Annotated in this window: 22 protein-coding genes; 12 read left to right on the top strand and 10 right to left on the bottom strand. The window is 69.4% G+C overall.

Annotated features, from left to right (window positions below; all coding sequences use genetic code 11):
• Window positions 1–24 precede the first annotated feature (24 nt).
• Genes Q0Q47_RS17920 through Q0Q47_RS17900 form a run of 5 tightly spaced genes read left to right on the top strand, consistent with a single transcriptional unit; the run spans window position 25 to window position 6,278 of the window.
• Complete coding sequence (locus Q0Q47_RS17920) at window positions 25–1,545, top strand: sugar ABC transporter ATP-binding protein (protein ID WP_293862821.1); 1,521 nt, start codon at window positions 25–27, stop codon at window positions 1,543–1,545.
• Window positions 1,538–2,536, top strand: coding sequence for an ABC transporter permease (locus tag Q0Q47_RS17915; RefSeq protein ID WP_293862820.1), 999 nt, complete (start codon window positions 1,538–1,540; stop codon window positions 2,534–2,536). The genes Q0Q47_RS17920 and Q0Q47_RS17915 overlap by 8 nt, the downstream gene beginning before the upstream one ends.
• Before the next feature lie 14 nt (window positions 2,537–2,550).
• Window positions 2,551–3,534, top strand: coding sequence for an ABC transporter permease (locus tag Q0Q47_RS17910; protein ID WP_293862908.1), 984 nt, complete (start codon window positions 2,551–2,553; stop codon window positions 3,532–3,534).
• Between the two features lie 30 nt (window positions 3,535–3,564).
• On the top strand, window positions 3,565–4,653 hold the full coding sequence (locus Q0Q47_RS17905) for a mandelate racemase/muconate lactonizing enzyme family protein (protein ID WP_293862818.1): 1,089 nt from the start codon (window positions 3,565–3,567) through the stop codon (window positions 4,651–4,653).
• The gene (locus Q0Q47_RS17900; RefSeq protein ID WP_293862816.1) at window positions 4,650–6,278 is read left to right on the top strand and encodes a GMC family oxidoreductase; all 1,629 of its coding nucleotides are present in this window, start codon (window positions 4,650–4,652) and stop codon (window positions 6,276–6,278) included. Before Q0Q47_RS17905 ends, Q0Q47_RS17900 begins: the two co-directional genes overlap by 4 nt.
• 138 nt (window positions 6,279–6,416) lie before the next feature.
• Here the strand turns inward: Q0Q47_RS17900 and Q0Q47_RS17895 are convergent, their stop codons facing one another.
• Together Q0Q47_RS17895 and Q0Q47_RS17890 are read right to left on the bottom strand one after the other, a co-directional pair.
• Window positions 6,417–8,024 carry an arylsulfatase gene (locus Q0Q47_RS17895; protein ID WP_293862814.1) on the bottom strand — a complete coding sequence of 536 codons (1,608 nt, stop codon included), beginning with the start codon at window positions 8,022–8,024 and terminating at the stop codon, window positions 6,417–6,419.
• 65 nt (window positions 8,025–8,089) lie between these two features.
• The gene (locus Q0Q47_RS17890; RefSeq protein WP_293862812.1) at window positions 8,090–9,001 is read right to left on the bottom strand and encodes a LysR family transcriptional regulator; all 912 of its coding nucleotides are present in this window, start codon (window positions 8,999–9,001) and stop codon (window positions 8,090–8,092) included.
• A gap of 205 nt (window positions 9,002–9,206) precedes the next feature.
• Between Q0Q47_RS17890 and Q0Q47_RS17885 the strand changes: the two genes are divergently transcribed.
• From Q0Q47_RS17885 to Q0Q47_RS17875, 3 genes are all read left to right on the top strand, one after another.
• Window positions 9,207–10,562, top strand: coding sequence for an ABC transporter substrate-binding protein (locus tag Q0Q47_RS17885; protein WP_293862810.1), 1,356 nt, complete (start codon window positions 9,207–9,209; stop codon window positions 10,560–10,562).
• Between the two features lie 194 nt (window positions 10,563–10,756).
• Entirely contained in the window at window positions 10,757–11,647 is an 891-nt protein-coding gene (locus Q0Q47_RS17880) for a carbohydrate ABC transporter permease (RefSeq protein ID WP_293862808.1), read from the top strand.
• 5 nt (window positions 11,648–11,652) lie between these two features.
• Window positions 11,653–12,471, top strand: coding sequence for a carbohydrate ABC transporter permease (locus Q0Q47_RS17875; protein ID WP_293862806.1), 819 nt, complete (start codon window positions 11,653–11,655; stop codon window positions 12,469–12,471).
• A 115-nt stretch (window positions 12,472–12,586) separates the two neighbouring features.
• Here the strand turns inward: Q0Q47_RS17875 and Q0Q47_RS17870 are convergent, their stop codons facing one another.
• Window positions 12,587–13,513: a formylglycine-generating enzyme family protein gene (locus Q0Q47_RS17870; protein ID WP_293862804.1), complete on the bottom strand. Its 927-nt coding sequence runs from the start codon at window positions 13,511–13,513 to the stop codon at window positions 12,587–12,589.
• A 159-nt stretch (window positions 13,514–13,672) separates the two neighbouring features.
• On the opposite strand from Q0Q47_RS17870, the gene Q0Q47_RS17865 reads away from it, so the two are divergent.
• Window positions 13,673–15,052, top strand: coding sequence for a sulfatase-like hydrolase/transferase (locus tag Q0Q47_RS17865; protein ID WP_293862802.1), 1,380 nt, complete (start codon window positions 13,673–13,675; stop codon window positions 15,050–15,052).
• Between the two features lie 127 nt (window positions 15,053–15,179).
• Window positions 15,180–16,172 (top strand): DUF808 domain-containing protein, encoded by a 993-nt coding sequence (locus tag Q0Q47_RS17860; RefSeq protein WP_293862800.1) that lies wholly within the window; start codon window positions 15,180–15,182, stop codon window positions 16,170–16,172.
• 28 nt (window positions 16,173–16,200) lie between these two features.
• Here the strand turns inward: Q0Q47_RS17860 and Q0Q47_RS17855 are convergent, their stop codons facing one another.
• The 7 genes from Q0Q47_RS17855 to Q0Q47_RS17825 all read right to left on the bottom strand — a co-directional run bounded on the left by Q0Q47_RS17855 (window position 16,201) and on the right by Q0Q47_RS17825 (window position 23,360).
• Window positions 16,201–17,304 (bottom strand): ABC transporter ATP-binding protein, encoded by a 1,104-nt coding sequence (locus tag Q0Q47_RS17855; protein WP_293862798.1) that lies wholly within the window; start codon window positions 17,302–17,304, stop codon window positions 16,201–16,203.
• Complete coding sequence (locus Q0Q47_RS17850; protein WP_293862796.1) at window positions 17,301–18,383, bottom strand: extracellular solute-binding protein; 1,083 nt, start codon at window positions 18,381–18,383, stop codon at window positions 17,301–17,303. The genes Q0Q47_RS17855 and Q0Q47_RS17850 overlap by 4 nt, the downstream gene beginning before the upstream one ends.
• A 31-nt stretch (window positions 18,384–18,414) precedes the next feature.
• Window positions 18,415–19,224: an ABC transporter permease gene (locus tag Q0Q47_RS17845; RefSeq protein ID WP_293862794.1), complete on the bottom strand. Its 810-nt coding sequence runs from the start codon at window positions 19,222–19,224 to the stop codon at window positions 18,415–18,417.
• Window positions 19,221–20,147: an ABC transporter permease gene (locus Q0Q47_RS17840; RefSeq protein ID WP_293862792.1), complete on the bottom strand. Its 927-nt coding sequence runs from the start codon at window positions 20,145–20,147 to the stop codon at window positions 19,221–19,223. The genes Q0Q47_RS17845 and Q0Q47_RS17840 overlap by 4 nt, the downstream gene beginning before the upstream one ends.
• Window positions 20,148–20,164: 17 nt before the next feature.
• On the bottom strand, window positions 20,165–21,184 hold the full coding sequence (locus tag Q0Q47_RS17835; protein WP_293862790.1) for a DUF6282 family protein: 1,020 nt from the start codon (window positions 21,182–21,184) through the stop codon (window positions 20,165–20,167).
• 183 nt (window positions 21,185–21,367) lie between these two features.
• A complete protein-coding gene (locus Q0Q47_RS17830; protein WP_293862788.1) occupies window positions 21,368–22,210 on the bottom strand; it encodes a MurR/RpiR family transcriptional regulator in 843 nt (280 codons plus the stop codon).
• Between the two features lie 103 nt (window positions 22,211–22,313).
• Window positions 22,314–23,360 (bottom strand): D-2-hydroxyacid dehydrogenase, encoded by a 1,047-nt coding sequence (locus Q0Q47_RS17825; RefSeq protein ID WP_293862786.1) that lies wholly within the window; start codon window positions 23,358–23,360, stop codon window positions 22,314–22,316.
• A 185-nt stretch (window positions 23,361–23,545) separates the two neighbouring features.
• Between Q0Q47_RS17825 and Q0Q47_RS17820 the strand changes: the two genes are divergently transcribed.
• Both Q0Q47_RS17820 and Q0Q47_RS17815 read left to right on the top strand, forming a co-directional pair.
• Window positions 23,546–24,535, top strand: coding sequence for an ABC transporter ATP-binding protein (locus tag Q0Q47_RS17820; protein ID WP_293862784.1), 990 nt, complete (start codon window positions 23,546–23,548; stop codon window positions 24,533–24,535).
• Window positions 24,532–25,509, top strand: a complete 978-nt coding sequence (locus tag Q0Q47_RS17815; protein ID WP_293862782.1) for an ABC transporter ATP-binding protein — start codon at window positions 24,532–24,534, stop codon at window positions 25,507–25,509. The genes Q0Q47_RS17820 and Q0Q47_RS17815 overlap by 4 nt, the downstream gene beginning before the upstream one ends.
• The last annotated feature ends 136 nt before the right edge of the window (window positions 25,510–25,645 follow it).

Below are 25,645 nucleotides of genomic sequence, written 5' to 3'. Positions count from 1 at the left end.
CCGATAGGTCCGGACGACCGCTTCATGGCGCCTCTCCTCCTGATGCAGGGCATCGACAAGGCCTTCGGCGGCGTGCCGGCGCTGCAGCAGGCCTCGCTCGCGGTCGAGCCTGGGGAGGTGCATGCGCTGATCGGCCAGAACGGCGCCGGCAAGTCCACCATGATCAAGGTCATGACCGGCAGCCACCGCCGCGACGCGGGCGAGATGGTGTTCGATGGACGGCCGGTCGCCTTCGCCAATCCGCGCGCCGCGCAGGACGCGGGTATCGCGACCATCCACCAGGAGATCAACCTCGTCCCGTTCCGCTCGGTCACGGAGAACATCTGCCTCGGCCGCGAGCGCCGGCGCTTCGGCTTGCTGGACTGGGGCGCCATGCACCGGGAGAGCGAGGCTCTTTTGGCGCGCTTCGCCATCCGCGGCATCGACGTGCGCCGCCCCCTGATGAGCTATCCCACCGCCGTGCAGCAGATGGTGGCCATCGCCCGGGCGGTGGGCTTCTCCGCGCGGCTGGTGGTCATGGACGAGCCCACCTCCTCGCTCGACGAGGCGGAGGTGGAGGTGCTGTTCGGCGTCATCCGCCAGCTCAAGGCCGACGGGGTCGCCGTCGTCTTCGTGAGCCACAGGCTCGACGAGCTCTACGCCGTCTGCGACCGGGTGACGGTGATGCGCGACGGACGGACCGTGCTGAGCGCGGCCATGTCGCAGGTGAGCCGCTTCGAGCTCGTGCGCGCGATGCTGGGGCGCGACCTCGAACAGGCCGTCCATGCAGGCACGGCCGGCACGCCGGGCCGGGAGCCCCTGATGGAGGCCCGCCATCTCGCCCGCGGCCGCCGGGTGCGGGACGTCTCCCTCTCCGTCCATTCGGGCGAGATCGTCGGCCTTGCCGGGCTCCTCGGGTCGGGGCGCTCGGAGACCGCGCGGCTGATCTTCGGCGCCGACAGACCGGCCTCGGGCGACGTGATCGTTGCCAGCGCAGGACCCATCGACGGGCCTGCCGCCGCCATCGCCGCGGGCCTGGGCTATTGCGCCGAGGACAGGAAGACGGAAGGCATCGTTCCGGACCTGTCCGTCCGGGAAAATCTCGTGCTCGCCCTCATGCCGCGGCTCACGCGCCGGGGCGTCGTCGACGAGGCGCAGGCCAAGGCGGTGGCCGACCGCTTCATCGCGCGGCTCGGCGTGCGCTGCGCCTCCCCCGAGCAGCCGATCCGAGAGCTCTCCGGCGGCAACCAGCAGAAGGTGCTGCTCGCCCGCTGGCTGTGCATGGATCCGCGCCTGATGATCCTCGACGAGCCCACCCGCGGCATCGACGTGGGCGCGAAGGCCGAGATCCTGACTCTCGTGCGCGAACTCGCGGCCGACGGCCTCGGCGTGCTGATGATCTCGTCGGAGCTGGAAGAGGTGGTGGAGGCCGCAAGCCGCATCTTCGTGCTGCGGGACGGCGTCTCGGTTGCGGAGCTGCGCGGCGCGCAGGTCAGCGAAGACGCGGTGATGGCCGCCATGGCGCATGGAGGCGCCGCCGAGGCGCCCAAGGTGCGCCATGACTGAGAGCCTCGCAGCCCCCGCCCCCGCCGGCTCGCGGCGGCCCGGCTGGGGCCATCGCCTGGCCCCGCACGGGGCGCTGCTCGCGCTGGTGCTCCTCATCCTGTTCAACGCGGCCTTCACGCCCAACTTCCTGACCTGGCAGACGCTGAACGTGAACCTCACGCAGGTCTGCGCCACCGTCATCGTGGGCGTCGGCATGACGCTGGTCATCGCCACGGCGGGCATCGACCTCTCGGTAGGGTCGCTGATGGCGATCGCCGGGGCGCTCGCCCCCCTCATCTTCCTCGGCCATCTCGTGCCGGGCCTGAGCGGGCCGCCGGCGATCGTGCTGGCCTTCGTCGTGCCCGTCGCCGTCACCGCGGCGCTCGGCTGGTTCAACGGCTGGCTGATCACGCGCTTTCGCATCCAGCCCATCGTGGCGACGCTGGTGCTGTTCATCGCCGGGCGCGGCATCGCGCAGGTCATGACCAACGGCAATCTGCAGGTGTTCAACACACCGGGCTTCCAGTGGATCGCGCTGGAGCGCGTCGCGGGCATCCCGGTCCAGGCGATCCTGATGGCGGTCGTCGTCGTGGTCGCCGCCTGGGCCCTGCGCCGGACCCTGTTCGGACGCCGGGTGCTGGCCGTGGGCGGCAACGAGACCGCGGCGCGCCTGGCCGGCGTTCCGGTCGTCCGGGTGAAGCGCGGCGTCTACGCCCTCTCCGGCGCGCTGGCCGGCGTGGCGGGCCTGATCGTCGTCGCCCGAAACTCGGCGGCGGACGCCAACCTCGTGGGCCTCGGCGTGGAGCTCGATGCCATTGCCGCAGCGGCGGTCGGCGGCACGCTGCTGACCGGCGGACGGGCGAGCGTGGTGGGGACCCTGTGGGGCGCGCTGCTCATCCAGCTCGTGCGCTACACGCTCCTCGCCAACGGGGTACCGGACGCCGCCGCGCTCGTGGTCAAGGCGGGGATCATCCTGGCTGCCGTGGTCCTGCAGGTGAGGCGCGCGCCGTGAGCCTTGCCCCTCCCGTGCCCGTCACCACGAACCCGGCCAAGGATGCCGCGCTGCGCCACCTCGGCCAATGGGGTGTCTTCCTGGCGCTCGCCGCCCTCGTCCTGTTCGGCTGGGGGCGCTACGAGAACTTCCTCGATCCGTTCAACGTCATGAGCGTCCTGCGCTACAACGGCATGTTCGCGCTGGTCGCGCTCGGCATGGCCTTCGTCATCATGACCGGGGGCATCGACCTCTCGGTCGGGTCCACGGCCGCGCTCGCCAGCGTGGCCTCGGCGCTGGCCTCGGCCCACGGCGTGGTGGCGGGTCTCGGCGCCGGGCTGGCCGCAGGCCTCCTCGTGGGCACCGTCAACGCCGTCGTCATCGTGAGGCTGCGGGTCCTGCCCTTCATCGCCACGCTGGCGACCATGCTCGCGGCCAGCGGCTGCGCCCTGCTGCTCGCCGGCAACCAGTCGGTGTCCGTGTCCTATGAAACCGGCTTCACGGAGCTCGGCCAGGGTGACCTCCTCGGTGTGCCCGTGCCAGCCTGGATCGCCGCAGCCGCGTATTTGGCCGGGTCCGTCGTGCTGAACCTCACGGCGCTCGGCCGCACCGTGCTGGCCGTCGGCGGCAACGAGGATGCGGCCAGGCTCATGGGCCTGCCCGTCGACCGGGCCAAGGCGCTCGTCTATCTCGCCTCGGGCGGGCTGGCCGGGCTCGCCGGCGTCATCCTGGCGGCACAGTTCGGAGCGGGCCAACCCATCGAGGGCGTCGGCTGGGAGCTCTTCGCCATCGCCGCCGTCGTCGTCGGCGGCACCCTGCTCACCGGTGGCGTGGGGTCGGTCGGCACCACGCTCGCCGGCGTGTTGCTGCTCGGCCTCATCTTCAACATCCTCAACTTCGAGAACGGGCTCGGCTGGATCAGCCTGTCCGCCTACTGGCAGTCGGTGGTGCGCGGCGTGTTCCTGCTCGTCGTGGTCATCCTCCAGTCCCGTCTCGCGGGCCGGGCCGAAGAGGCCTGAGCCCGCCGGCTCCTCACGCGAGAGATCCCCATGCCCGCCATCGACAACCTCGAAACCGGCTTCTACCGCATCCCCCTGCCCCAGGTGCTCACCGACAGCACGCACGGGCAGATGCGCGACTTCGAGCTCAACACCATCCGGGTGCGCGACGCCGACGGGGCCGAAGGCGTGGGCTACACCTTCACCGTCGGGCGCAACGGTGCCGCGGTCGACACGGTGCTGGCCCGCGAGATCCCGGAGATCGTGGCGGGCGAGGACGCCGACGCGATCGAGCGACTGTGGGAAAAGGTCTGGTGGGCCACCCACTATGGCGGGCGCGGCGGGCCGACGGTGCTGGCGCTATCGGCCTTCGACATGGCCCTGTGGGACCTGAAGGCGAAGCGCGCCGGCCTGCCGCTGTGGAAGCTGCTCGGCGGCTACGATCCGGCCGTGCCCTGCTACGCCGGCGGCATCGACCTCGACCTGCCGCTCGACGCGCTGCTGCGCCAGACGGACGACAACCTCGGCAAGGGCTTTCGCGCCATCAAGATGAAGGTCGGCCGCAAGCTGCTGGCGGAAGACGTCGAGCGGGTGGCCGCGATGCGCGAGCACCTGGGCGACGGTTTCCCGCTGATGGTCGATGCCAACATGAAGTGGAGCGTCGACCAGGCGATCCGGGCGGCGCGCGCCTTCCAGCTCTACGATCTCGGCTGGCTCGAGGAGCCGACCATCCCCGACGATCCGGCCGGCCACGCCCGCATTGTGCGCGAGGGCGGCGTGCCGATCGCGGCCGGCGAGAACCTGCGCACGCTGTGGGAGTTCAAGCTCTACATCGCCGGTGGCGGCGTCACCTTCCCGGAGCCCGACGTGACCAATTGCGGCGGCGTCACGCCCTTCGTGAAGATCGCCCACCTCGCGGAGGCCTTCAACCTGCCCGTCACGAGCCACGGCGCCCACGACGTCACCGTCCACCTCCTCGCCGCCTGCCCCAACCGCAGCTACCTGGAGGCGCACGGCTTCGGGCTGGAGCGCTACATCGCCGAACCTCTCGTGATCCGCGAGGGCAAGGCCATCGCGCCGGACCGGCCCGGCCACGGCATCGCCTTCGACTGGGCGGGGCTGGAGAAGATCCGATCATGAGCGCGGACGCGGAGCGGTTCGACCACATCGTGGTCGGCGGCGGGTCGGCGGGGTCGGTCGCCGCCGCGCGCCTCGCCTCGGCCGGGGCGCGCGTGCTGCTCCTCGAAGGCGGCTACTCGCACCGCCATCCGCTCCTCGACATGCCGCCGGGCATCTTCAAGATGATCAACGGCAGCAAGTACATGCGCTACCACCACACGGTCCCGCAGGAGCACCTGGACGGGCGCGTGCACGACATCCCGCAGGCCAACGTGCTGGGGGGAGGATCCTCGGTGAACGCGCAGGTCTACATGCGCGGCCGGCCCTCCGACTACGATGCCTGGGACAGGCTTCTGGCGGGCGACAACGACCAGCCCGGCTGGTCCTGGACCGACGTGCTGCCGCATTTCCGCGGGATGGAGGGCAACAACCGGCTCTACAACGACCTGCACGGGGCCTCGGGCCCGCTGCAGGTGTCCGATCCCGGCCATGTGGACGACGTCTCACGCTGGTTCGTGCAGAGCGTCCAGGCGCTGGGCGAGCCCTACAACCACGACTTCAACGGGCCGACGCAGCGCGGCGTCGGCTTCTATCAATTCATGAACTGGCGCGGCCGTCGCTCCAGCGCGGCCTACGCGTTCCTGGCCCCGCTCGAGGGCAACCCCGCCCTCACCGTCCGGCTGCAGAGCCGGGTGCGGCGGATCGTGGTGGAACACGGACGGGCCCGCGCCGTCGTCTACCGGGACGCCACCGGTCGCGAGCGCCGCGCGGAGACGGACGGGGAGATCGTGCTGTCGGCCGGGGCGCTGGTGACGCCGCAGCTTCTCATGCTGTCGGGCATCGGCCCGGCGGACCAGCTGCGCACCCATGGCCTGCCGGTCGTCGCCGACCTGCCCGGCGTCGGCGAGAACCTGATCGACCATCCCGAGGTGCCGATGATCGCGCTGCTCAGCGGGCGGCACGGCTATTACCGGCAGGGCGTCGGCTGGCGCATGCTGCTCAACGGGCTCCACTTCAAGCTCTTCGGCAGCGGGCCGATCACGTCGGCGGGCGTGGAGGCCGGCGCCTTCGTGAACCCGCTGGACCCGTCCGGCGAGCCGACGATCCAGGCCTTCTGCGTCCCGATCGTCTATCTCGACCGGGACACTCTGACGCTCGTTGCCGACACCTACGGCGTCACCATCACCACCGTCGTCGTGAAGCCCCGCTCGCGCGGCACGGTGCGGCTCGCCTCGGCCGATCCCGACGCCATGCCGCTCGTCTCGCCAAACCTGCTCAGCGATCCGCAAGACCTGGCGATGATGCTCGCCGGCCAGCGCTTTTTCCTGCAGGCGCTGAAAGCGGGGCCGCTGGCCGACCGCATCTCGAAGATCGCGATCCCCGACGCGGCCGAACCCGACGACGCGGCGCTGACGCGCCACTGCAAGCGCTTCGTGAAAACCAACTACCACCCCTGCGGCACCGCCCGCATGGGCCCGGCCAACGATCCCATGGCCGTGCTCGACGGGCGCCTGCGCGTGCGCGGCGTGGAGGGGCTGCGGGTGTGCGACCTCTCGGCCATGCCGGACATCAACGCGGGCAACACCAACGCCCCTGCGATGATGATGGGCAGCCGCTGCGCGGCGTTCATGCTGGGGGCGGTGTAGCCCCTCGCTTCGGCATGAGCCTCTCTCCACTGTCCTGGCCGGGCTCATCCCGGCCATCCACGACTTCGGCCAGACGCGCGGAAGTCGTGGGTCCCCGGGCCAAGCCCGGGGATGACGCCCGGAGGGTTGGGAGCGAACTCACCCCGCCGCTTCCATGGGCCCCAGCCCCTTCTCGGCGTAGATCGACAGCGTGACCTCCCACGGGATCACGCCAACCCGCCCGGCCCAGGTCGCCCAGCGGGCCGACAGGTCGGCCACGACGCCGGGGTTCTCGCCCGCCACGTCGTTCAGCTCGGTCCGATCCTTTTCCAGGTCGTAGAGCTCCCAGGCATTCGGCTCCTCGCGCACGAGCTTCCACGGCCCCACGCGGATCGCGGCGTTGCCGGTGTGCTCCCAGTAGAGCGGGCGCGGCTCCATCGCCTCCCCCCGAAGCGCGGGCAGGACGCTGCGGCCCTCGAGCGGCAGCACGGGTTCGGGCAGGCCTGCGGGCGGGTAGGACGCGCCCGTCGCCTCCAGGATGGTCGGCACGAGGTCGACGAGCTGGCATGGCAGGTCCACCACATGGCCTGGCTTCAGGCCGCCGGCGGGCCAGTGCACGATGAGCGGGGTCGCGATGCCGCCCTCGTGCACCCAGCGCTTGTAGTAGCGGAAGGGCGTGTTGGAGAGGTTGGCCCAGGCGCGGCCGTAGCTCGCATAGGTGTCCTCGGGGCCGGGCACGATGTCGGGCGAATTGCCCACCCGCATCGGCCTGCCGTCGCGGGCGCGCGGCGGGCAGATGTCCGTGCGCAGCACGAACTGCTCGAGCTTCACCAGCGGCAGGGCTTCGGACGACGCTCCGTTGTCGGAGAGGAAGACGAACAGCGTGTCGTCGAGCACGCCGCCTTCGCGAAGTGATTCAAGGATCCTGCCGATCCCTTTGTCCATGCGCTCGATTTGTGCGGCATAGGCCTGCATGCGCTTGACCTCCCACGCCTTGTGGGCGGCGTCCGCCCAGGCGGGCTGGGTGGGGTCGCGCTCGCTCATGGTGGTGTCGGCGGGCAGCACGCCCTCCTCCACGATGCGCGCCATGCGCTTCTCGCGCAGGCTGTCCCAGCCCTCGTCGAAGCGGCCGTTGCAGGCGTCGATGTCCTCCTGCGGCGCATGCAGTGGCCAGTGGGGCGCCGTGAAGGCGGTGTAGAGGAAGAACGGCTTTCCCGCGGCCGCCTGCGCGCGCACGAAGGCGGCCCCCTCGTCGGCGATCGCGTCCGTGTAGAAGAAGGACGGGTCGTCGGCCTCGGCCGAGGCATCGGCCTCCTGCCGCTTGAGGGTGCCGGGCTTGTAGAAGCTGCCGCAGCCCGTCAGCGTGCCGAAGAAGCGGTCGAAGCCACGCCGGGTCGGCCAGCAATCGTTCGGCGTCGCCATGTCGACGGCGAGGTGCCACTTGCCGGCGAGGCAGGTGGCGTAGCCCGCGCCCTTCAGCATCTCGGCGAGCGTGGCACAGCGCCGGTTGATGGTGCCGGGATAGCCGCGCGGGCTGCTGTCGTTGGTGAGGATGCCGATGCCCGTCTGGTGCGGGTGCAGGCCCGTCAGCATCGAGGCGCGCGACGGGCTGCAGCGGGCCGTGTTGTAGAATTGCGAGAAGCGGGCGCCCTTGCGGCCGAGGGCGTCGAGATTCGGGGTCCGGATTTCGCCGCCATAGCAGCCGATGTCGGAAAAACCCATGTCGTCGGCGAGCACGATGACGATGTTCGGGCGCTTGGCGGGCATGCTGGGATCACCTGATGAGCGTGGTCCTTCAGACTTCGATGCTCCGGCCCCCCTGTAAAATGATTTCAGACGTGCTGTCCCATAGCCTCCGGGAATTGCCGGACGGAGGTCCGCACCAGGTCCACGAAGGTGCGGATGATGGGGACCGAGCTGCTGGAGCCGCGCGTCACCAGCCCGGTGGTCATCTTCCAGAAGGTGCGGGCGGGATGGCGGATGATGAGCCCGGCCTCCGTGATCACGGGTTCCAGCGGAGCCGGCGCGATCATCAGGTGGTCGGTCTCGGCCACCAGGCGCAGGCCGGTGGCGAAGGAGGAGGTCGAGACCGCCACCCGGTAGCGGTGGGCTCCCCCGGCCATGTAGGCGTCGAGGTGCTTCATGAAGCGCTCGTCGTGCTGGAAGAGAACGAAGCTCGAGCCCGCCAGCGTCTCGGGCGTGATCAGCGTGTCGCGCAGCGGATGGCCCGGTCGCATGATCATGGCGTGCTCGACCACCACGAGCGGGTGAAGCTCGAGCCCGTAGCTCGGCAATTCGGCATCGATCTCGCCGCAGACGACGTCGACCTCGCCGCGCTGAAGCATCGGGAACACGATCGGGTTGATGCCGGCGACCACGTCGATCCGGGTCCCCGGGAACTCCTCCATCAGCGTGCGCAGGACGCGGGGAATGTGGAGCATGTGGTAGAGCGGCCCGGCCCCGATGCGCAGCACCGGCAACCCGCCGTTCTTCGTGGCGGCGATCTCCTCGACGGCGAAGCGGTACTCGGCCTCGATGCGGCGGGCGTGACGGAGGAAGCTCTCGCCCGCGCTCGTCAGCTCCATGCCCCGTGTCCTGCGGACGAAGAGCCTGGTGCCGAGCTCGGCCTCCAGACGCTGCAGGAACTTGGTCAGCGACGGCTGCGCCAGGCCCACCCGGTTCGCCGCCGCCGTCAACGTGCCTTCCTCGACGATGGCCAGGAAGGCCATGATCTTGCGATCCATCGCTATGCCCCAGGGGAATGGATGCGGGTGCTCAATTTCATTTCTTCGGAATGTCCATAGCACGTAGCATCCCCCTGCCGACACAGACGGTGCAGGAACCGCCGCGCGACATGCGGCGCGGTCCGGCCTACGCGACGGTGAAGAATTCAAGGGCGCTCGGAACGGCCCAGCGATGGCCGCAGACGCCGACAACGGGGAGGATGGGATGCAGCTGAAATCAGCACTGGCGGCGGCCGCGCTCGGCGCCGTTCTCTGGACCGCCACGCCGGCCCCGGCTCCGGCGGCGAGCTTCGTGGAGGTGGGCAAGCAGGCCCCCATCACCATCCTGATCAACGCCTCGCCCTGGTACGCGGGCTTCGAGAAGGCGGTCGACCTCTACTCCCAGCAGACCGGCAACAAGGTCGACCTCGACGTGACGCCCTATGGCGGCATGCTGGAGAAGGCCCGCAACGCGGTGCGCGGCGGGACGAGCCCCTACGACCTCCTCAACCTCGACGGCGGCTGGACGATCGAATTCTACGAAGGCGGGTTCCTGAAGCCGCTGAACGACATCGACGCCGGCTTCACCGTGCCGAAGGAACTGCTCTCCTGCGGCAACACCCACTACTGGAACGCCGCCAAGCGCTTCCGCACGCCCGACGGCGGCAAGCTCATGGGCGTGCCTCCGAACTGCAACGTGCACATCCTGGCCTACCGCAAGGACCTCTACGACAAGGCGGGGCTTTCGGCGCCCAAGACCTATGACGACGTGCTCGCGGCCTGCCAGAAGATCCAGTCGCCGCCCAACATGTACGGCTTCGTCGCCCGCGGCGAGCGCGGCAACTCGATCCGCTACGACTTCTCGACCTTCATGATCGGCCATGGCGGCGAAATCGTCGCCAACCCGCAGGAAGGCGACTTCACCGTCACCGTGAACAGCCCGCAGGTGCTGGCGGCGCTGAACCAGTTCATCACCCTCATGAAGACCTGCGGGCCGGGCAACTACGGCTCGATCGGCCAGGCCGACATGATCCAGCTGATGGCCAGCGGCAAGGCCGCCGCGGTGCAGGCCGTCATCGCGGCGTGGTCGAACTTCGAGGACAAGACGAAGTCCGCCGTCGTCGGCAAGGTCGCCGCCGCCCCGGTCCCGGCCGCCGTCGCCGGCAAGAAGCCGGGCGTGGTCATCGGCAACTGGAGCTTCGCGGTTCCCAAGAACACTTCGGACGACAAGGCCAAGGCCGCGATCGCGTTCCTGAAGTGGTTCATGTCGCCGGAAGCCCAGCGCGCCTATGCGGAAGCTGGCGGTATCCCGGTGCGCGTCGACACGCTGAAGTCCGACCTCGCCTCCAAGCCGCAGTTCTCGTGGATGCCGGCATATCTCGACAGCGTCGAGGCCTCGGTCGCTTCGCTCGGCTACGCCGAGGCGGCGGCGGTGGAAGCGGCCTTCGGCCTTCGGCTCAACCAGGCGCTGATCGGCGAGATGTCGCCGGCCAAGGCGCTGAACACCGCGGCCGGCGAGATCGAGGCCATCTTCGCCAAGTCCGGCCGCAAGACGGGCAAGCTCGCTCCGCTGCCGGAGTGATCCGCTGACACGTGGTGCGTCCTTCGACACGCCGCCTGCGGCGGCTGCTCAGGATGAGGACCTTTGTGGTTGTTCAACGCCAACAATTCCCCTCATCCTGAGCAGGCCGCGCAGCGGCCGTGTCGAAGGACGCAGGATCGTCCAACCGCGCACCCCGTCCTAACCGCATCCTTGCCCAAGGGAACGCTCGCCCGATGAAACCGCCATCGTCCGGGTTCCTGGACAGGTCGTTCCCTTACTGGACGCTGCTGCCCGCGGTCATCGTCTTCGTGGTGCTCTCGGTCTACCCGATGCTCAACCTCGTCGGGATGAGCCTGCACGTGTACCGCTTCGAGGGCGGCCAGGAGATCGCCACGTTCAATCCGTGGCAGAACTTCAGCTACTTCTCCGGCGACCCGATCATCCGTCCGGCCATCGTCAACACGATCGTCTTCGTGCTGGTGGCCGTGTCGGCCGAGATGGCGATCGGGCTGGCGCTCGCCATCTGCGTCTCGCGCGTCTCGAGGGGCAAGGGTCTGATCCGCACCCTCATCATCCTGCCGATCCTGGTGCCGCCGGTGGCGATCGGCAGCATGTGGCGGCTGATGTACAATTTCGACTTCGGCATCCTGAACCAGGGCGCGGCGCTGCTCGGCCTTGGGCCGATCAACTGGCTGGGCGACCCGCGCTTCTCGCTGCTCTCGGTCATCATCGTCGACGTCTGGCACTGGGTGCCCTTCATCTTCCTGATCCTGTTCGCCGCGGTCGAGGGGCTCCCGGGCGACGTCATGGAAGCGGCCAAGATCGACGGCGCCACGCAGGGCCAGACGACGCGCTACGTCGTGTTGCCGCTGCTGAAGCCCGCCATCGTCGTGGCCTTCACCTTCCGCTCGATCCTCGCCTTCAAGACCTTCGACGAGGTGTTCCTGCTGACCTCGGGCGGGCCCGGCACGTCGAGCGAGCTGATCAGCCTCCACCTCTACAAGGTGTTCTTCCAGCAGAACAATCTGGGCTACGGCGCGATGCTGTCGATCACCGTGATCCTGATGGTGGTGTCGTTCCTCCTGGTGTCGCGGCGCGTCACGGCCGCGCAGGCGCAGGGCTGACGGGCATGGGACACCTCACGCCTCTCCAGCGGGTGTTCCTCGCGGTGGCGCTCGTCGTCATCGTGGCGCCGTTCCTCTGGATCCTGATGAACTCGTTCAAGTACCAGATCGCCATCTACCAGGGCTCCTGGGTCTTCGAGCCGACGCTGAGCAACTACACCGACGTGCTGTTCAGCCGCCGCTCGCGCTTCTCCGACAATCTCTGGAACAGCGTCGTCGTCGCCGTCACCAGCACGACCATCGTGCTGGTGCTCGGCACGCTCGCCGCCTACTCGCTCAACCGGTTTCCCTGGGCGCCCTGGGTGTCGCGCGGGCTGATGGCCTGGCTCGTCGTGTTCCACATGGTGCCGGTGCTGACGCTGGTGGGCCCCTGGTACCTCATCTTCCGCCACTTCGGGCTCTACGACACGCTGACCGGCCTCGTGCTGACCCACGTGACGCTCAACCTGCCCATGGCGATCTGGCTGATGCTGGCCTTCGTGCGCGAGGTCCCGCGCGAGATGGAGGAAGCCGCCGAGATCGACGGCTGCAGCCGCATCCAGACCTTCGGCTACGTGGTGCTGCCCGTCATCGTGCCGGGCCTCATCGCCACCGGCGTGCTCAGCTTCATCTTCAGCTGGAACGAGTTCGCCGTGGCGCTGAACCTCACCTCGCGGGCCACCGCGACGGTGCCCGTCGGCGTCGCCAAGTTCGCGCAGGAATACGAGATCCAGCACGCCCAGATGGCGGCCGCCTCGATCCTGGCCACCATCCCGGCGATCCTGATCATGTTCTTCGGCCAGAAATTCGTGGTGCGCGGCCTGACGCTGGGGTCGGTGAAGTAGCGCTGCTGCACGGCTCTCCACTCCAAAGCCCCTCGTCCTGAGCCGGCCGCGTAGCGGCCGCCTGCGGCCGCGGCTCAGGATGAGGGGCATGGGAGTTGTCGAGAGCGCCGTGCGCTCAGTCGAACGCCACCCGGAAACCCACATGCCCGGTCGATGTGTTGGGGTTGCGGCCGAGCCGCGCCGCGATGCGGTACCGGTAGCAGTAGCTGATGTGGCACAGGTAGGAGCCGCCCTTCATCACGCGCTCCTGCTCGGCCGCCGCCTCGCGGTCGCGCTCGCGGCCGATGCGGGAGAGGGAGCGGGTGCGGAAGGGGTCCTGGCACCATTCCCAGACATTGCCGGCCATGTTGAAGAGCCCGGCCGGATTCGGCGCGAAGGCATCGACCGGCGCCGTCCCGGGGAAGCCGTCGACGGCGGTGTTGAGGTCCGGGAAGCGGCCCTGCCAGATGTTGCAGAAGACGCGCTCGTCGGTGGGCTCCTCGTCGCCCCAGGGGAAGCGCCGGTCGGCGGCGCCGGCGCGCGCGGCGTGCTCCCATTCGGCCTCGGTCGGGAGCCGGCCGCCGACCCAGGTGGCGAAGGCCTGGGCGTCCGTCCACGACACGTGGGTGACGGGGTGGTTCTCGCGGCCCGCGGTCGACGAGCCCGGGCCTTCGGGATGGGCCCAGTCGGCCCCGTCGATCTTGCGCCACCAGGGCGTGTCGATCGGCGCCGGGGCGCTGAGCCTGGGGTCGAGGAAGGTCTGGAACACGAAGCTCCAGCCGAAGGCCTCCGCCTCGGTCCTGTAGCCGGTCGCGGCGACGAAGGCGGCGAAGCGCGCATTGGTCACGGTGAAGCGTTCGATGCCGAACGACTTGAGGCGCACGGGGCGGCGCGGCCCCTCCCCGTCCGGCTTCAGCGCGGGGCGATCCGTGCCGATGAAACTCGGGCCCCCGTCGAAGCGGACGACGCCCTCGCCTCCGGCGGTCTCGGATCGGCTGATCGGGGTCGCCGCGGCCGGCATGGGCGGCAGGACGAGGGGCTCGGGCTTGGGGCAGCAGGTCATCGGCGATCTCTTTCGCCCCTTTATCGGCGGATCGCGCGCGCGACACAAATGCCATGCTGCAGGGGTGCCCATTCTCTGCGGCTATGACGGGCAGCAAGCAATGTCATTTCCGGTGATCGCAACGACTGCCTAGTCTGGCGGAAGCGGAGGAAAAACGACATGCGCAAGCCCAACGTCATCGTGTTCTTCACCGACCAGCAGCGCTTCGACACGGTCGGCGTGCACGGCAATCCGATGGGGCTCACGCCGAACTTCGACCGCTATGCGCGCCAGGGCACGCACCTGTTCAATGCCATCACCGTCCAGCCCCTGTGCGGCCCGGCCCGCTCCTGCATGCAGACGGGCCGCTTCGCGACGCAGACGGGATGCTGGCGCAACCACATCCCGCTCGCCCAGGACGCCGAGACGCTGGCGCGCGTGTTCAATAAGGGTGGCTACCACACCGGCTACATCGGCAAGTGGCACCTGGGCTCCGACGATCCCGTCAAGGCGCCCGAGCGCGGCGGATACCAGAGCTGGCTCGGCGCGAACCTGCTGGAGTTCTCCTCCGACGCCTATGACTGCCTGCTCTGGGACGAGGAGAACCGCCGCCGCAAGCTGCCGGGCTACCGGGTCGACGCGCTGACGGATGCCGCCATCCGCTTCGTCGACACGCACCAGCAGGAGCCCTTCTTCCTGTTCATGTCGTTCCTGGAGCCGCACCACCAGAACCACCTGGACAACTACCCGCCCCCGCGCGGCCGCGGCCTGGACAGCGGCCACTGGGTTCCGCCGGACCTCGTGGCCCTGCAGGGCACGAGCCCCCAGCACCTGCCCGGCTACTACGGCATGGTGCGCCGGCTCGACGAGGCGTTCGGCCGGCTGATGGATGCGCTCATCAGCCTCGACCTCCTGGACAACACCATCGTCCTGTTCACATCGGACCACGGCTGCCACTTCAAGACCCGCAACGGCGAGTACAAGCGCTCCTGCCACGAAAGCTCGGTGCGGGTGCCGACCCTCATCACCGGCCCCGGCTTCGTGGGGGGCGGCGAGGTGCGCCATCTCTTCGGCACCATCGACGTGGCGCCCACGCTCATCGACGCCGCCGGCCTCGAAGTGCCCGCCTCGATGATGGGCCGCTCCATCCTGCCCGTGGTCCGCGACAAGACGGCCCCCTGGCGCGACGACATCCTCATCCAGATCAGCGAGAGCCAGACGGCCCGCGCCATCCGCTCGGCGCGGTGGAAATACAGCGTGACGGCGCCCTACGACGAGGCCGCGCAGGACGCGGCGAGCTACCGCGAGGAGTACCTCTACGACCTCGACAACGACCCCTACGAGCTCGTGAACCTCGCCGGCATGTCGACCTTCCGCGGCGTCGCCGACAACATGAAGGGCCGCCTGCTGGACTGGATCGACAGGGTCGAGGGCAAGCGCCCGACGATCGAGGACATGGCGGGCACAGATCCGCTGCAGCTCATCGCCGCGAAGGGGGACGGCGTGGCGGCGGACCGGCAGGGCATCGATCCCTATCGCAGCCCGCTGCTGAAGTTCTAGGCAACGGTTCCAGGCAACCTCCCCCGGCCGGGCGGGGTTGGGGTCGGCGACAATCGGCTCACCGTTCTGTAAGGAAGGCGGGCGACCATCGGTCGCGTCATCGCCCTCCGCCAGACCGGGAGCCCGCGTGAGCATCGGACTGATCGCCCTCCTCGACGACGTCGCCGGCCTCGCCAAGGTCGCGGCGGCCTCGCTCGACGACGTCGCTGCCCAGGCCGCCAAGGCCGGCGCGAAGGCCGCGGGCGTCGTCATCGACGACGCGGCGGTGACGCCGCGCTACGTGGTGGGCTTCGCGGCCGACCGCGAGATCCCGATTGTCGCCAAGATCGCCAAGGGGTCGCTGCGCAACAAGCTCTTGATCCTGCTGCCGATGGCGCTGGCGCTGAGCCTCTTCGCGCCCTGGGCGATCACGCCGCTGCTCATGCTGGGCGGCGCCTTCCTGTGCTACGAGGGCGCCGAGAAGGTCTACGAGAAGCTGTTCCCCCACGCGGCACACGAACACGAGGCCGCCCTGCCCCCCGCGGACGTCAGCGCCCAGTCGCTGGAGGACGAAAAGGTCTCCGGCGCGGTGAAGACCGACTTCATCCTCTCCGCCGAAATCATGGCGATCACGCTGGGCGCCATTCCCGAAGGCAGCTTCTGGACGCAGGCGGCCATCCTCGCCGTCGTGGGCATCGGCATCACGGCCGTCGTCTATGGCGGCGTCGCGCTCATCGTGAAAGCCGACGACCTCGGCGTGGCGCTCGCCCGCAGCACCTCCACCTCGATCCTGGGCTCGCTCAGCCGCGGGGTCGGACGCGCGCTGGTGAAGGGCATGCCCGTCTTCCTCGCCGTCCTGTCGGTGGTCGGCACCGCAGCCATGATCTGGGTCGGCGGCGGCATCGTCGTCCACGGCCTGGAGGAATACGGCTTCCCATGGCTCGGCCACCTCATCCACGACGTGGCCGCCAGTGCCGGCAAGGCGATGCCGGCCGGTGGCGGCGCCGTCGAATGGGTGGTCGGGGCGGCCGGTTCTGGCGTGGTCGGGCTGGCTCTGGGCTTCGTGCTGATCCCGGTGGTGTCGTCCGTGATCGCGCCCGTGTGGAAGGGCGTGGCGGGGCTGTTCAAGCGCGGCGCCTGACCGCCGACGGGAGCGGCGAGGCCGTTCCCTACGCGAGGCCGTGCACTTTGTCGCCCGACCATGCGGCGAGCACCGTCTGGCCAGGCGCCAGAGGCTCCCCCTCGCCACTCGGCCGGGCCGCGATCAGGCTGTCTCCGCCCGCGAGCCGGACGTGCAGCTCCGTCAGGCTGCCGCGGTGAATGATGCGGTCCAGGGTGCCCAAAGCCTCGTTCGCCGCCGCGTCGGACCGCTCCGCCGCGGGCCGCACGCGGATGGACTCGGGTCGCAGGCACGTCATGGTCTCGCCGGCCTCGGCCGGCAGCCCCCGCACCGTCAGCAGGCACCCGGCGCTCGTGCGCACGAGCGCCTCGGCGCCGTCGCGCCGGACCACCGTTCCGTGCCAGAGGTTTGTCGTGCCGATGAAGCCCGCCACGAAGACCGTCGCGGGGCGATCGTAGACATCGCCAGGCGTCCCGCATTGCTCGATCCGGCCGGCATTCATTACCGCGATGCGATCCGACATGGTCAGCGCCTCCTCCTGGTCGTGCGTCACCATGACCGTGGTGATGCCGACGCGGCGCTGCAGGTCCTTGATCTGGATCTGCATCTCCTCACGCAGCTTACGGTCGAGCGCCGCGAAAGGCTCGTCGAGAAGGAGGATGCTGGGTTCGATCGCGAGCGCCCGGGCCAGCGCCACACGCTGCTGCTGGCCGCCGGACAGTTCCGCGGGATAACGCTCGGCGAACGCTGTCAGGTGCACGAGGTCCAGGGCCTCGCCCACCTTGCGGGCGATGGCCCCCCGGTCGGAGCTGCGCATCTCGAGACCGAACGCGACGTTGCCGGCCACGGTCATGTGCGGGAACAGCGCGTAGTTCTGGAACAGGACGCCGACATTGCGGTGATGCACGGGAACGCGGGTCACGCGGTCCTCGCCGAAGAGGATGTCGCCCCCGGACGGCGCCACCAGCCCGGCCACCATGCGCAGCGTCGTCGTCTTGCCGCAGCCCGACGGTCCGAGCAGCGCCATGAGCTGCCCGGGCTCGACCTGGAGATCGATGCCGTCGACGACGGCCGAAGACCCGTAGGCCTTGCTCAGGCCCGCAAGCCTCAGGCGTACGGCCTCGCGGCGCGCCGACACCGCCACCTCGGTCATACGGAGAAGATGCGGTTGGCCGATTCCGTCCACGCCGCCCGCTGCTTGTTGATGTAGCCCCAGTCGGGAATGAACAGGTTGAGCTCGTCCATCCGCTTGTCCGGATAGGCCACGTATTTCAGCGCCTGCGCCGACAGGTCGACGCCGGAGACGGGCGGCGACACGAGAGCGAACTCCGCGAGTTCCTTTTGCACCGTCGGCGAGAGCATGCGGTCCATGAACGCGACGCCCAGGTCCTGGTTGGGGCCCCCTTTGACCAGCACCTGACAGTTCACGCCGGCGAAGCAGCCTTCCTTCAGGAAGACCATGTCGATCGGCGCGCCCTTGGCCGTGTAGGGGTAGATGAACTTCGAGTAGTCGATGCCGCCGATGACCGCCTGGCCCTGGGCGATCTCGTTCGCCGCCTCCACGGCGGAGGTGTAGACGTTCTGGACGTTCGGCTTGAGCTCGGCGAATTTCTGCCAGACCTTGTCGACCTCGTACTGGGCCTGGGCGAAGGGCTTGCCGGTCACGAGGGCCGCGGTCGCGATGAGGAAGAACAGGCCCGACGTGTTCTGCCAGCTGTTGAGCTTGATCGCCTTCTTGTAGCGGGGGTCCCACAGGTCAGCGAAGCTCGTCGGCGGCTTTTCGGCGACGTTGTAGTACATGGTGCCGATCGAGATGCCGAGGCCGGTGCCGTAGCCGTCCTCGTAGTTGAAGCGCGGAAAGAGCTTCGCCATGTTCGGCATCTTGTCGGCCGGCAGCGGCGCGATCAGGTCCTCGGCCTTGCAGATCGGCACGGCGAGGTCGTCCACGAACATCACGGTGTATTTCGGGTTCGACTTCGTGGCCCGCATCTTGGCGATGTTGGGCAGCGTGAAGCCTTCCTCCGCCAGGACCGTGCAGCCGAAATCCTTTTCGAAGGCCGGGATCACCTGCTTGCGGATGAACTCGCCCTGGGCGCCACCCCAGATGCCGACGATGATCTCCTTGCCGGCAGCCCAGGCGTTGCGCCGCAGGATCATCGGTGCTGCGAGGCCGGCACCGGCGGCCAGGATGGTGCGTCGTGATGGAATGAACCGCGAGGCGTGCTCAGTCATGGTCGGTCCTTTCGGGTGTGGGGAGGGACAGTCATCCGGCGACGATGCGCTGCATGTTGAGCCCGAGGATGCGTTCGACGAGCAGCAGCAGCGCGAGGGAGAAAAGGATCATCAGGGCCGAGATCGCTGCGACGCTGGGGTCGAACGAGCGCTCGATGAAGACGTGGATCTGAAGGGGCAGCGTGAAATGGCGGGCGTCCGCCAGCCACATCGCCATGGCGTAGTCGTCGAAAGAGGTGATGAAGGCGAAGATGCAGCCGGCCAGGATGCCGCCCCGGATCTGGGGAAGCGTGATGCGGCGGAAGGTCGTCAGCGGGCCGGCGCCCAGCGTCCGCGCGGCATCCTCGCTCGAGGGCACCACCAGGTGCAGGGCGCCGGAGACGGTGCGCACGAGGTAGGGCAGGCAGATGACGGTGTGGCCCACGAGCAGCTGGAGGAAGCTGTCGTTCACCCCCATGCGGGACGACAGCTGCAGGAGAGCCACTCCGGTCACGAGGACCGGGAAGACGATCGGCGAGAGGATGAGGCCAAGCACTACCTGGCGGCCGGGAAAGTCGAAGCGGGTGAGGCCGACGGCGCAGGGCACGCCCAGGGCCACGCTCAGGCCCGTGACCAGGAGGGCCAGCTGCACGCTGAACAGGAAGGTGCTGCGGAAGTCCCGGTCGGCCATCACCTGCGCGTACCAGCGCAGGGTGAAGCCCTTCGGCGGAAAGCTGACGAACAGGCTGTCGGAGATGGACACGGCGACGGGAATGGCCAGGGGCGCCAGGATGGCAGCCGCCAGCACCAGGCAGCACAGCGCCAGCGGGGCGGAGACGGCACTGGTCCTCGCCGCCATCATCGGCCCCCTCCCCGCCCGACCCAGCGCCCGAAGCGCCTCTCGAACAGGCGCAGCAGGACGAGGTTTGCCAGAAGCGTCATGGCCAGAAGGACGGTCGCGAGGGCCGCGGCGAACGGCCAGTCGTTCACCGAGAGGATCTGCTGCTGCACCAGCGTCCCCAGCATCGCGGCGAAGTTGCCGCCGAGGATCTGCGGCGTCACGTAGGCCGACGCGGTGAGCGAGAAGACGAGCGTCACGCCGACGGCGAGCCCCGGCAGGCTCAGCGGCACGACGATGCGCCGGAACATCGTCCAGCGCCCGGCGCCCAGCGTGCGGGCTGCTTCCTCGACGGCCGGGTCGATCTTGCCGATCGCTCCGGCCAGCGGCAGCACGACGAAGGGAAGGAACACGTGGGCCGAGGCGATCACCACCGCCCATTCGGTGTAGAGCAGCGCCGGAGGCGAGGCCGACAGGCCGACCCCCTTGATCAACCACGACAGGAAGCCCTGCTTGGCCAGGATCAGCTTCCACCCATAGGCCCGCACGACCACGAGCACCAGCAACGGCGAGATCACCGTGAACATCACGAGCCTCGACCAGAACGGCCCGCCCCGCGCCAGCACGACGGCCAGAGGATAGGCGATCGGGATGCTGACGAGGCTGGTCACGAGCGCGATGCGCAGGGTCCGCAGCAGCACCACCCAATAGAGCTCGGAGCGGAACAGCCTGGCGTAGTTCTCCAGCGTCAGGCCGCCGACCGTCGTGCCCTGCGTGACGTGGGCGGTGACGCTGTAGCCGACCATCTCGGCGATCGGCACGACAAAGGCGAGGACCAGGAAGATGGCGGCGGGCGCCGCCAGCAGAGAGCCCGTGAGCGCCGGCGGGAGCGCGTGCAGCGGCAGCGCACGACCGTCGGCGAGCGTCCGGCGCGGCTGCAGCCCCATCGCTCCGGCTCCGGGCGTCATTCGTCGAGGCCGAGCAGGCGGGCAGGATTGCGCTTGGTCATCAGCGCGATCTCGTCGACGGTGAATTCCAGGTCGAGAAGCGTGCTGATCAGCAGCCGCATGCCCTCGACCGGCGCGGGCGCGGAGCGGATGCCATAGTCGGTTCCCAGCACGATCGACTGGAGGCCGATCTCGCGCAGCTGCCGCGCCCACGGCACGACGCCGGCGAAGCGGGGCGCGTTGGCGATGCCGGCGATCTCGTCGGCGTATTCGGGCTCGGCATAGTAGTTCGACCGCGGCAGGCCACGGTGGAACATCCAGTCGGAACAGGCGCCTTCCAGGAAGACGCCGCGGGCGGCGAGGTTTTTCTGCTGCTCCATGGTGAGCAGCGCGCGGGCGGGATGGGCCACCTCGAGCCTGCGGATGCCGAACCGTTCGGCGAGGTCGGCGAGGCGCATCACCTCGTCCGGTGAGACGTGGCCCGTGTTGACGTAGACGTCCGGGTGGTCGGCCGCGAGCACGAGGATCTCCTCGAGCTCGCGCGGGATCGGATCGGTCAGCGGGATGCGAATGGCCCGGGACAGCTCCTCCTCGGCGAAGCGCGGATACAGGTCCTTGAAGGGCACCGGCTCGCCGTCGACCAGCGCCCCCTCGCGGCTCGCCATGTGGTAGGTGCAGTGCGCCCCGAAATGGATGAACTTGGCGCCTGCGCCGTAGTAGAGCGCGGTCTTCACCGCCCGGGGGTTCATGCCGCCCTGCACCGTGGTCAGGATGATCCCGCCATGAATGGCGATGTCCGGCACGACGCGGCCGGTCAGCCAGGCGGTGCCGCAACTGTTGCCCAGCGTATGGTCGTAGAACACCACGCCCGCCATGCCGGCGTCACGGGCCCGGCTCGCGATCTGGATCGGGTCCATGCGCCCCGGGCAGGACGTGAGCCAAGGGCCGCCATGAATATGCGTGTCGATCGTGCCGACGAGGAGTTCGTCCGGCAGGTCGTAGGAGCGGTGGAGACGGGTCTCTCCGACAGGCGCCATCCGAAGCCTCGCAAGCCCGCGAAATTCGTTCTTCGCGATACATTGCTCATGCAATCATCGTTTCACGCACCTCGCAAGCCGTTGGGAATGCGATGCAAATTCTTTGCGCAAAGATCCCCCGGAAGCACAAATTTGACGCAGCGGCCGCGCAATTCTGCAGCAGCCTGGAACGGCCGCAGCGTTTCAGGCGTCGCCCAGCGTCTCGTTGATCGCCTCGAACCGGCGCAGCCGCTCGGCCGCCGCCGGACCGCACGCGGCGATCACCTGCTCGGCGATCATGTGGCAGACGGCCATGACCCCGACATGGCTGAACAGGGGGCCCGCCGAGGTGGTGGAGCAGCGCACGTGCCACGTGGCGTGTTCGTGGAAGGTCACGCCCTCGTCGGTGATGTACAGCGTCCTCGCGCCCTTCTGCCGGATCAGCGCGAGAATGCCGTCCATGGCCGCCACGCGACGCCGCAGCCCGAACACGATGGCCACGTCCTGGGGCGCCACCGCGACGAGATGCTCGCCCAGCGTCTGGCCGCCGGCCGGCAGCAGCGTCGCATGCTCGCTGATCTGGAGGAGCTGCCAGTGCATGTAGGCGGCAAAGGATTGCCCGGCGCGCAGCCCCACGATCCAGATGCGACGCGCCTGGACGATGGCGGCCGTCGCGTCGTCGATCTGCCGGGGATCCAGCCACTGGGCTGTGCCGTCGAGATTGGCGCGGTAGTGGTTGAAGCGGTCGGCCGCGTTCAGCGTGCCGTCTTTGCGGGCCCGACTGCCCAGGTAGAGGCGGGAGCCCGTTTCGCGCTCGACGCGCACCTGCACCCGGGCTTCCTCGTAGGAGCCGTAGCCGAGCCGGCGGATGAAGCGTGAGACCGTGGCGGTGGAGACGCCAGCGAGGTTGGCAAGTTCGACGGCCGAGTAGCTCGCCAGATCGCCGGGAAAGTCACAGAGCATCAGGCCCAGCTTGCGCTCGGCCGGATGCAGCGAGGGAAGCGCCTGCTGGACCCTGGCCAGAAAAGAGGGTGCGCGTGGGCTCATGCGGCCGGTCCCGATTCCGTTCGATGACCGCACCGTAGCAAGTCAGCCCTCCGGGAATACAGGGCCGCCGGCCCGGCGCGCCCACACCGCGGTCGAGGAGGCCTCAATACCCCCGTGCCGCGTCGAACTGGTTGCGCATCGGCCGCCCGTCCCTGAACCGCTGGAGGTTGTCGAGGAAGAGATCCACGATGCGGTGGTTCTCGGCGTCGACGGTGCTCGCCGAATGGGGCGACACGATCACGTTGGGCATGTCCCAGAGCGGGTTGTCCTTGGGCAGCGGCTCGGTGGCGAACACGTCGAGGGCGGCGCCGCGGATGTGGCCGCTGGCGAGCGCGGCGGTCATGGCGGGTTCGTCGATGACTTGGCCGCGGGCGATGTTGACGATCACGGCGCCCGGCTTCAGGGCCGCGATGTCTGCGGCCCCGATGAGGCCCTTGGTTTCCTCGGTCAGCGGGCAGGACAGCACCAGCGCATCCACATGCGGCAGGGCCGCGCGAATCTCGCTTTGGGCCACCCAGCGGGTGACGCCCTCCGGCATTTCGCCGCCCGGGCTGCGACGCGTGCCCCAGACGTCCATGCCGAAGGCGGCACACTGGCGGGCGGCCTCGCGCCCGACCTGGCCGAGGCCGACGATGAGCACGCGCTTTCCCTCGAGCCCCTCGACCGTGTAGCGCTCCCAGTGCTTCTTCGCCTTCATGGCCGTGAGGTGCGGGATGCCGCGGAAGAAGTGGAGCAGCCCGAGCATGACGAACTCGGTCAACGGGCGGGCGTGCACGCCCGCGGCGGTCGTGAACAGGATCGACGAGCGGTCGAGCCCCGTGCGCCGCACGAACTCGCCGATTCCCGAACTCGTGGCCTGCACCCAGCGCAGCCGGGGCGCGAGGCGCGGCAGGTCGGCGGCGTTCGCCCGGTCGAAGTCGAAGAGAATGTCGGCCTGCGCCAGGAGACCGGCCCAGTGCTCCTTCTGCGCGGCGGTGAGCGTGCGCGGATGCCCGTTGTGGTCGGCGACGTAGCGGGGAACGCCGAGGAGGTCCGGCTCGTGGATGACGCGCACCGCGGGATCGGAGGCCTGGATGCGGGCGACGTGCTCGTGCTCGAGCGGCGAAGCGACCAGGATGGTGAGGGGACCTTGGACGGGCGTGCGTGTCATGGGAGTTCCGGCGTGGCGAGGTTCGACCCGCATCGTCGCAGGCCGCAGGCGCCGCGACCAGTGCGCAGAGCGCGATGCATGTCCGCCATGCGCGACCTACCCCTCGAGCGCGGTTGTTCGGCCGCGCCGCCGGTCCTAACCTGCCGGCGCGCCCGTCAGTCCCCTTTCCGCCGCTTCGAGGATCCGTGCCGAAACTTCTCGAGGTGAACGCCCTGGAGACGCGCTTCCACACGGTCGAGGGCGTGGTGCATGCGCTGAACGGCATCTCCTACGAGGTCGATCGCGGCGAATGTCTCGCCATCGTGGGCGAGAGCGGCAGCGGCAAGACCGTCGGAGTCCTGTCGATCCTGCGGCTCATCCCCTCCCCGCCCGGTCGAATCGCCGGCGGCAGCATCCGCTTCAAGGGCGTGGACCTGCTCGGCCTCGACGACGCGGCGCTGCGCAAGGTGCGCGGCCAGGAGATCGGCGTCATCTTCCAGGACCCGATGACGTCGCTCAACCCGGTGATGCGCGTCGGCGACCAGCTGGTCGAGAGCCTCACGGCGCACGAGGCGCTCACGGCGCGGCAGGCCCGCACCCGCGCGGCGGAGCTCCTGGCGATGGTGGGCATCCCCGCCCCGGCCTCGCGGCTCGACGACTACCCGCACCAGTTCTCCGGCGGCATGCGCCAGCGCGTCATGATCGCCATGGCGCTGTCCTGCTCGCCCGAGCTCATCATCGCCGACGAACCCACGACGGCGCTCGACGTCACCATTCAGGCGCAGATCGTCGAGCTGGTGAAGCGGCTGCAGAGCGAGCTCGGCACCGCGGTGATCTGGATCTCGCACGACCTCGGCGTGGTGGCGCGGCTCGCCGACCGGGTGGCGGTGATGTATGCCGGCTTCATCATCGAGACGGCGACGGTCGACGACCTCTATGCGCGGCCGGCCCATCCCTACACGGTCGGCCTCCTGGGCTCGCTGCCGCGCCTGGACGCGGGCGCACGGCAGACGCTCAAGGCGATCGGCGGATTGCCTCCGGTGCTGATGGGGCCGCCGACAGGATGTCCCTTTGCGCCACGCTGCACCTTCGCCACGGACCGCTGCCGGGCGGAGAACCCCGCGCTGGTCACCGTCGCCGCCGGCCATGCCGTGGCCTGCTGGCACGATCGGCTGTCGGCGGAGAGCCGGCCATGAGCGAGGCGGCTCTCGTCGCGGTGGACGGCCTCGCCGTCCACTTCCCCATCCGCAGCGGGCTCCTCGGCCGGACCACCGGCGCGATCAAGGCCGTGGACGGGATCAGCTTCACCATCGCCAAGGGCGAGACGCTCGGCATGGTCGGCGAGAGCGGCTGCGGCAAGACCACGGCGGGCCGGGCCATCCTGCAGCTCACCCGCCCGACCGCCGGCCGCGTCGCCTTCCGCGGCACCGACCTCGTCACGCAGGAGCCGGAAGCACTGCGGCGGACGCGCCGGCACATGCAGATGATCTTCCAGGACCCCTATGCCTCACTCAATCCGCAGATGCGGGTCGGGGAGATCATCGCCAGGCCCCTGCGCGTGCACGGCGTCACGCGAGGCGATGCGGACGAACGCGGCACGGTCGCCACGCTCATGGAGACGGTGGGCCTGAACCCGAGCCTGCGGGACCGCTATCCGCACGAGTTCTCCGGCGGCCAGCGGCAGCGCATCGGCATCGCGCGGGCGCTGGCGACCAATCCGGACCTCATCGTCTGCGACGAGCCGATCTCGGCGCTCGACGTGTCGATCCAGGCGCAGATCGTGAACCTGCTCGAGCGGCTGCGCGAGGAGCGCGGGCTCACCTATCTGTTCATCGCGCACGACCTCAGCATGGTGCGCTACCTCTCCACCCGCGTGGCGGTGATGTATCTCGGCAAGCTCGTCGAGCTCACCTCCAGCGCCGAACTCTACGCGCGGCCGCTGCATCCCTATACGCAGGCCCTCCTGTCGGCGATTCCGATCCCCGATCCGGTGCTGGAGCGCGCGCGCCAGCGCATCCTGCTGGAGGGCGACGTGCCGAGCCCCGCCAACCCACCGCCCGGCTGCCGCTTTTCGACGCGCTGCCCCCTCGCCACCGCCCGCTGCCGGCAGGAAGAGCCGGCCTTCCGCGAGGCCGAACCCGGACATTTCGTGGCATGTCACCTGGTATGAACGCGCGGCGCGATGCCTGCCCCCTTCATGAAGCGCTCCAGGGCTGCGCTGGTCCCGAGCGGGCGCTCCCCTCTCCGCCGTCATGGCCGGGCTTGGCCCGGCCACCCACGACTTCGGCGCGGCCCCGGCAAAGTCG

Source organism: uncultured Alsobacter sp. (assembly GCF_945952055.1).
Classification (GTDB): Bacteria; Pseudomonadota; Alphaproteobacteria; order Rhizobiales; family Beijerinckiaceae; genus Alsobacter.
Note: the sequence above shows the minus strand (reverse complement) of the source record. Positions and strands in the feature narration are given on the sequence as shown.

Excerpts from the sequence above, each read along its gene's own strand:
- Q0Q47_RS17835 (WP_293862790.1), bottom strand. The coding sequence starts at position 21,184 with ATGGCGCCTGTCGGAGAGACCCGTCTCCACCGCTCCTACGACCTGCCG.
- Q0Q47_RS17845 (WP_293862794.1), bottom strand. The coding sequence starts at position 19,224 with ATGATGGCGGCGAGGACCAGTGCCGTCTCCGCCCCGCTGGCGCTGTGC.
- Q0Q47_RS17865 (WP_293862802.1), top strand. The coding sequence starts at position 13,673 with ATGCGCAAGCCCAACGTCATCGTGTTCTTCACCGACCAGCAGCGCTTC.
- Q0Q47_RS17815 (WP_293862782.1), top strand. The coding sequence starts at position 24,532 with ATGAGCGAGGCGGCTCTCGTCGCGGTGGACGGCCTCGCCGTCCACTTC.
- Q0Q47_RS17850 (WP_293862796.1), bottom strand. The coding sequence starts at position 18,383 with ATGACTGAGCACGCCTCGCGGTTCATTCCATCACGACGCACCATCCTG.
- Q0Q47_RS17855 (WP_293862798.1), bottom strand. The coding sequence starts at position 17,304 with ATGACCGAGGTGGCGGTGTCGGCGCGCCGCGAGGCCGTACGCCTGAGG.
- Q0Q47_RS17890 (WP_293862812.1), bottom strand. The coding sequence starts at position 9,001 with ATGGATCGCAAGATCATGGCCTTCCTGGCCATCGTCGAGGAAGGCACG.
- Q0Q47_RS17875 (WP_293862806.1), top strand. The coding sequence starts at position 11,653 with ATGGGACACCTCACGCCTCTCCAGCGGGTGTTCCTCGCGGTGGCGCTC.
- Q0Q47_RS17830 (WP_293862788.1), bottom strand. The coding sequence starts at position 22,210 with ATGAGCCCACGCGCACCCTCTTTTCTGGCCAGGGTCCAGCAGGCGCTT.
- Q0Q47_RS17900 (WP_293862816.1), top strand. The coding sequence starts at position 4,650 with ATGAGCGCGGACGCGGAGCGGTTCGACCACATCGTGGTCGGCGGCGGG.
- Q0Q47_RS17880 (WP_293862808.1), top strand. The coding sequence starts at position 10,757 with ATGAAACCGCCATCGTCCGGGTTCCTGGACAGGTCGTTCCCTTACTGG.
- Q0Q47_RS17915 (WP_293862820.1), top strand. The coding sequence starts at position 1,538 with ATGACTGAGAGCCTCGCAGCCCCCGCCCCCGCCGGCTCGCGGCGGCCC.
- Q0Q47_RS17905 (WP_293862818.1), top strand. The coding sequence starts at position 3,565 with ATGCCCGCCATCGACAACCTCGAAACCGGCTTCTACCGCATCCCCCTG.
- Q0Q47_RS17840 (WP_293862792.1), bottom strand. The coding sequence starts at position 20,147 with ATGGGGCTGCAGCCGCGCCGGACGCTCGCCGACGGTCGTGCGCTGCCG.
- Q0Q47_RS17920 (WP_293862821.1), top strand. The coding sequence starts at position 25 with ATGGCGCCTCTCCTCCTGATGCAGGGCATCGACAAGGCCTTCGGCGGC.
- Q0Q47_RS17895 (WP_293862814.1), bottom strand. The coding sequence starts at position 8,024 with ATGCCCGCCAAGCGCCCGAACATCGTCATCGTGCTCGCCGACGACATG.
- Q0Q47_RS17870 (WP_293862804.1), bottom strand. The coding sequence starts at position 13,513 with ATGACCTGCTGCCCCAAGCCCGAGCCCCTCGTCCTGCCGCCCATGCCG.
- Q0Q47_RS17885 (WP_293862810.1), top strand. The coding sequence starts at position 9,207 with ATGCAGCTGAAATCAGCACTGGCGGCGGCCGCGCTCGGCGCCGTTCTC.
- Q0Q47_RS17825 (WP_293862786.1), bottom strand. The coding sequence starts at position 23,360 with ATGACACGCACGCCCGTCCAAGGTCCCCTCACCATCCTGGTCGCTTCG.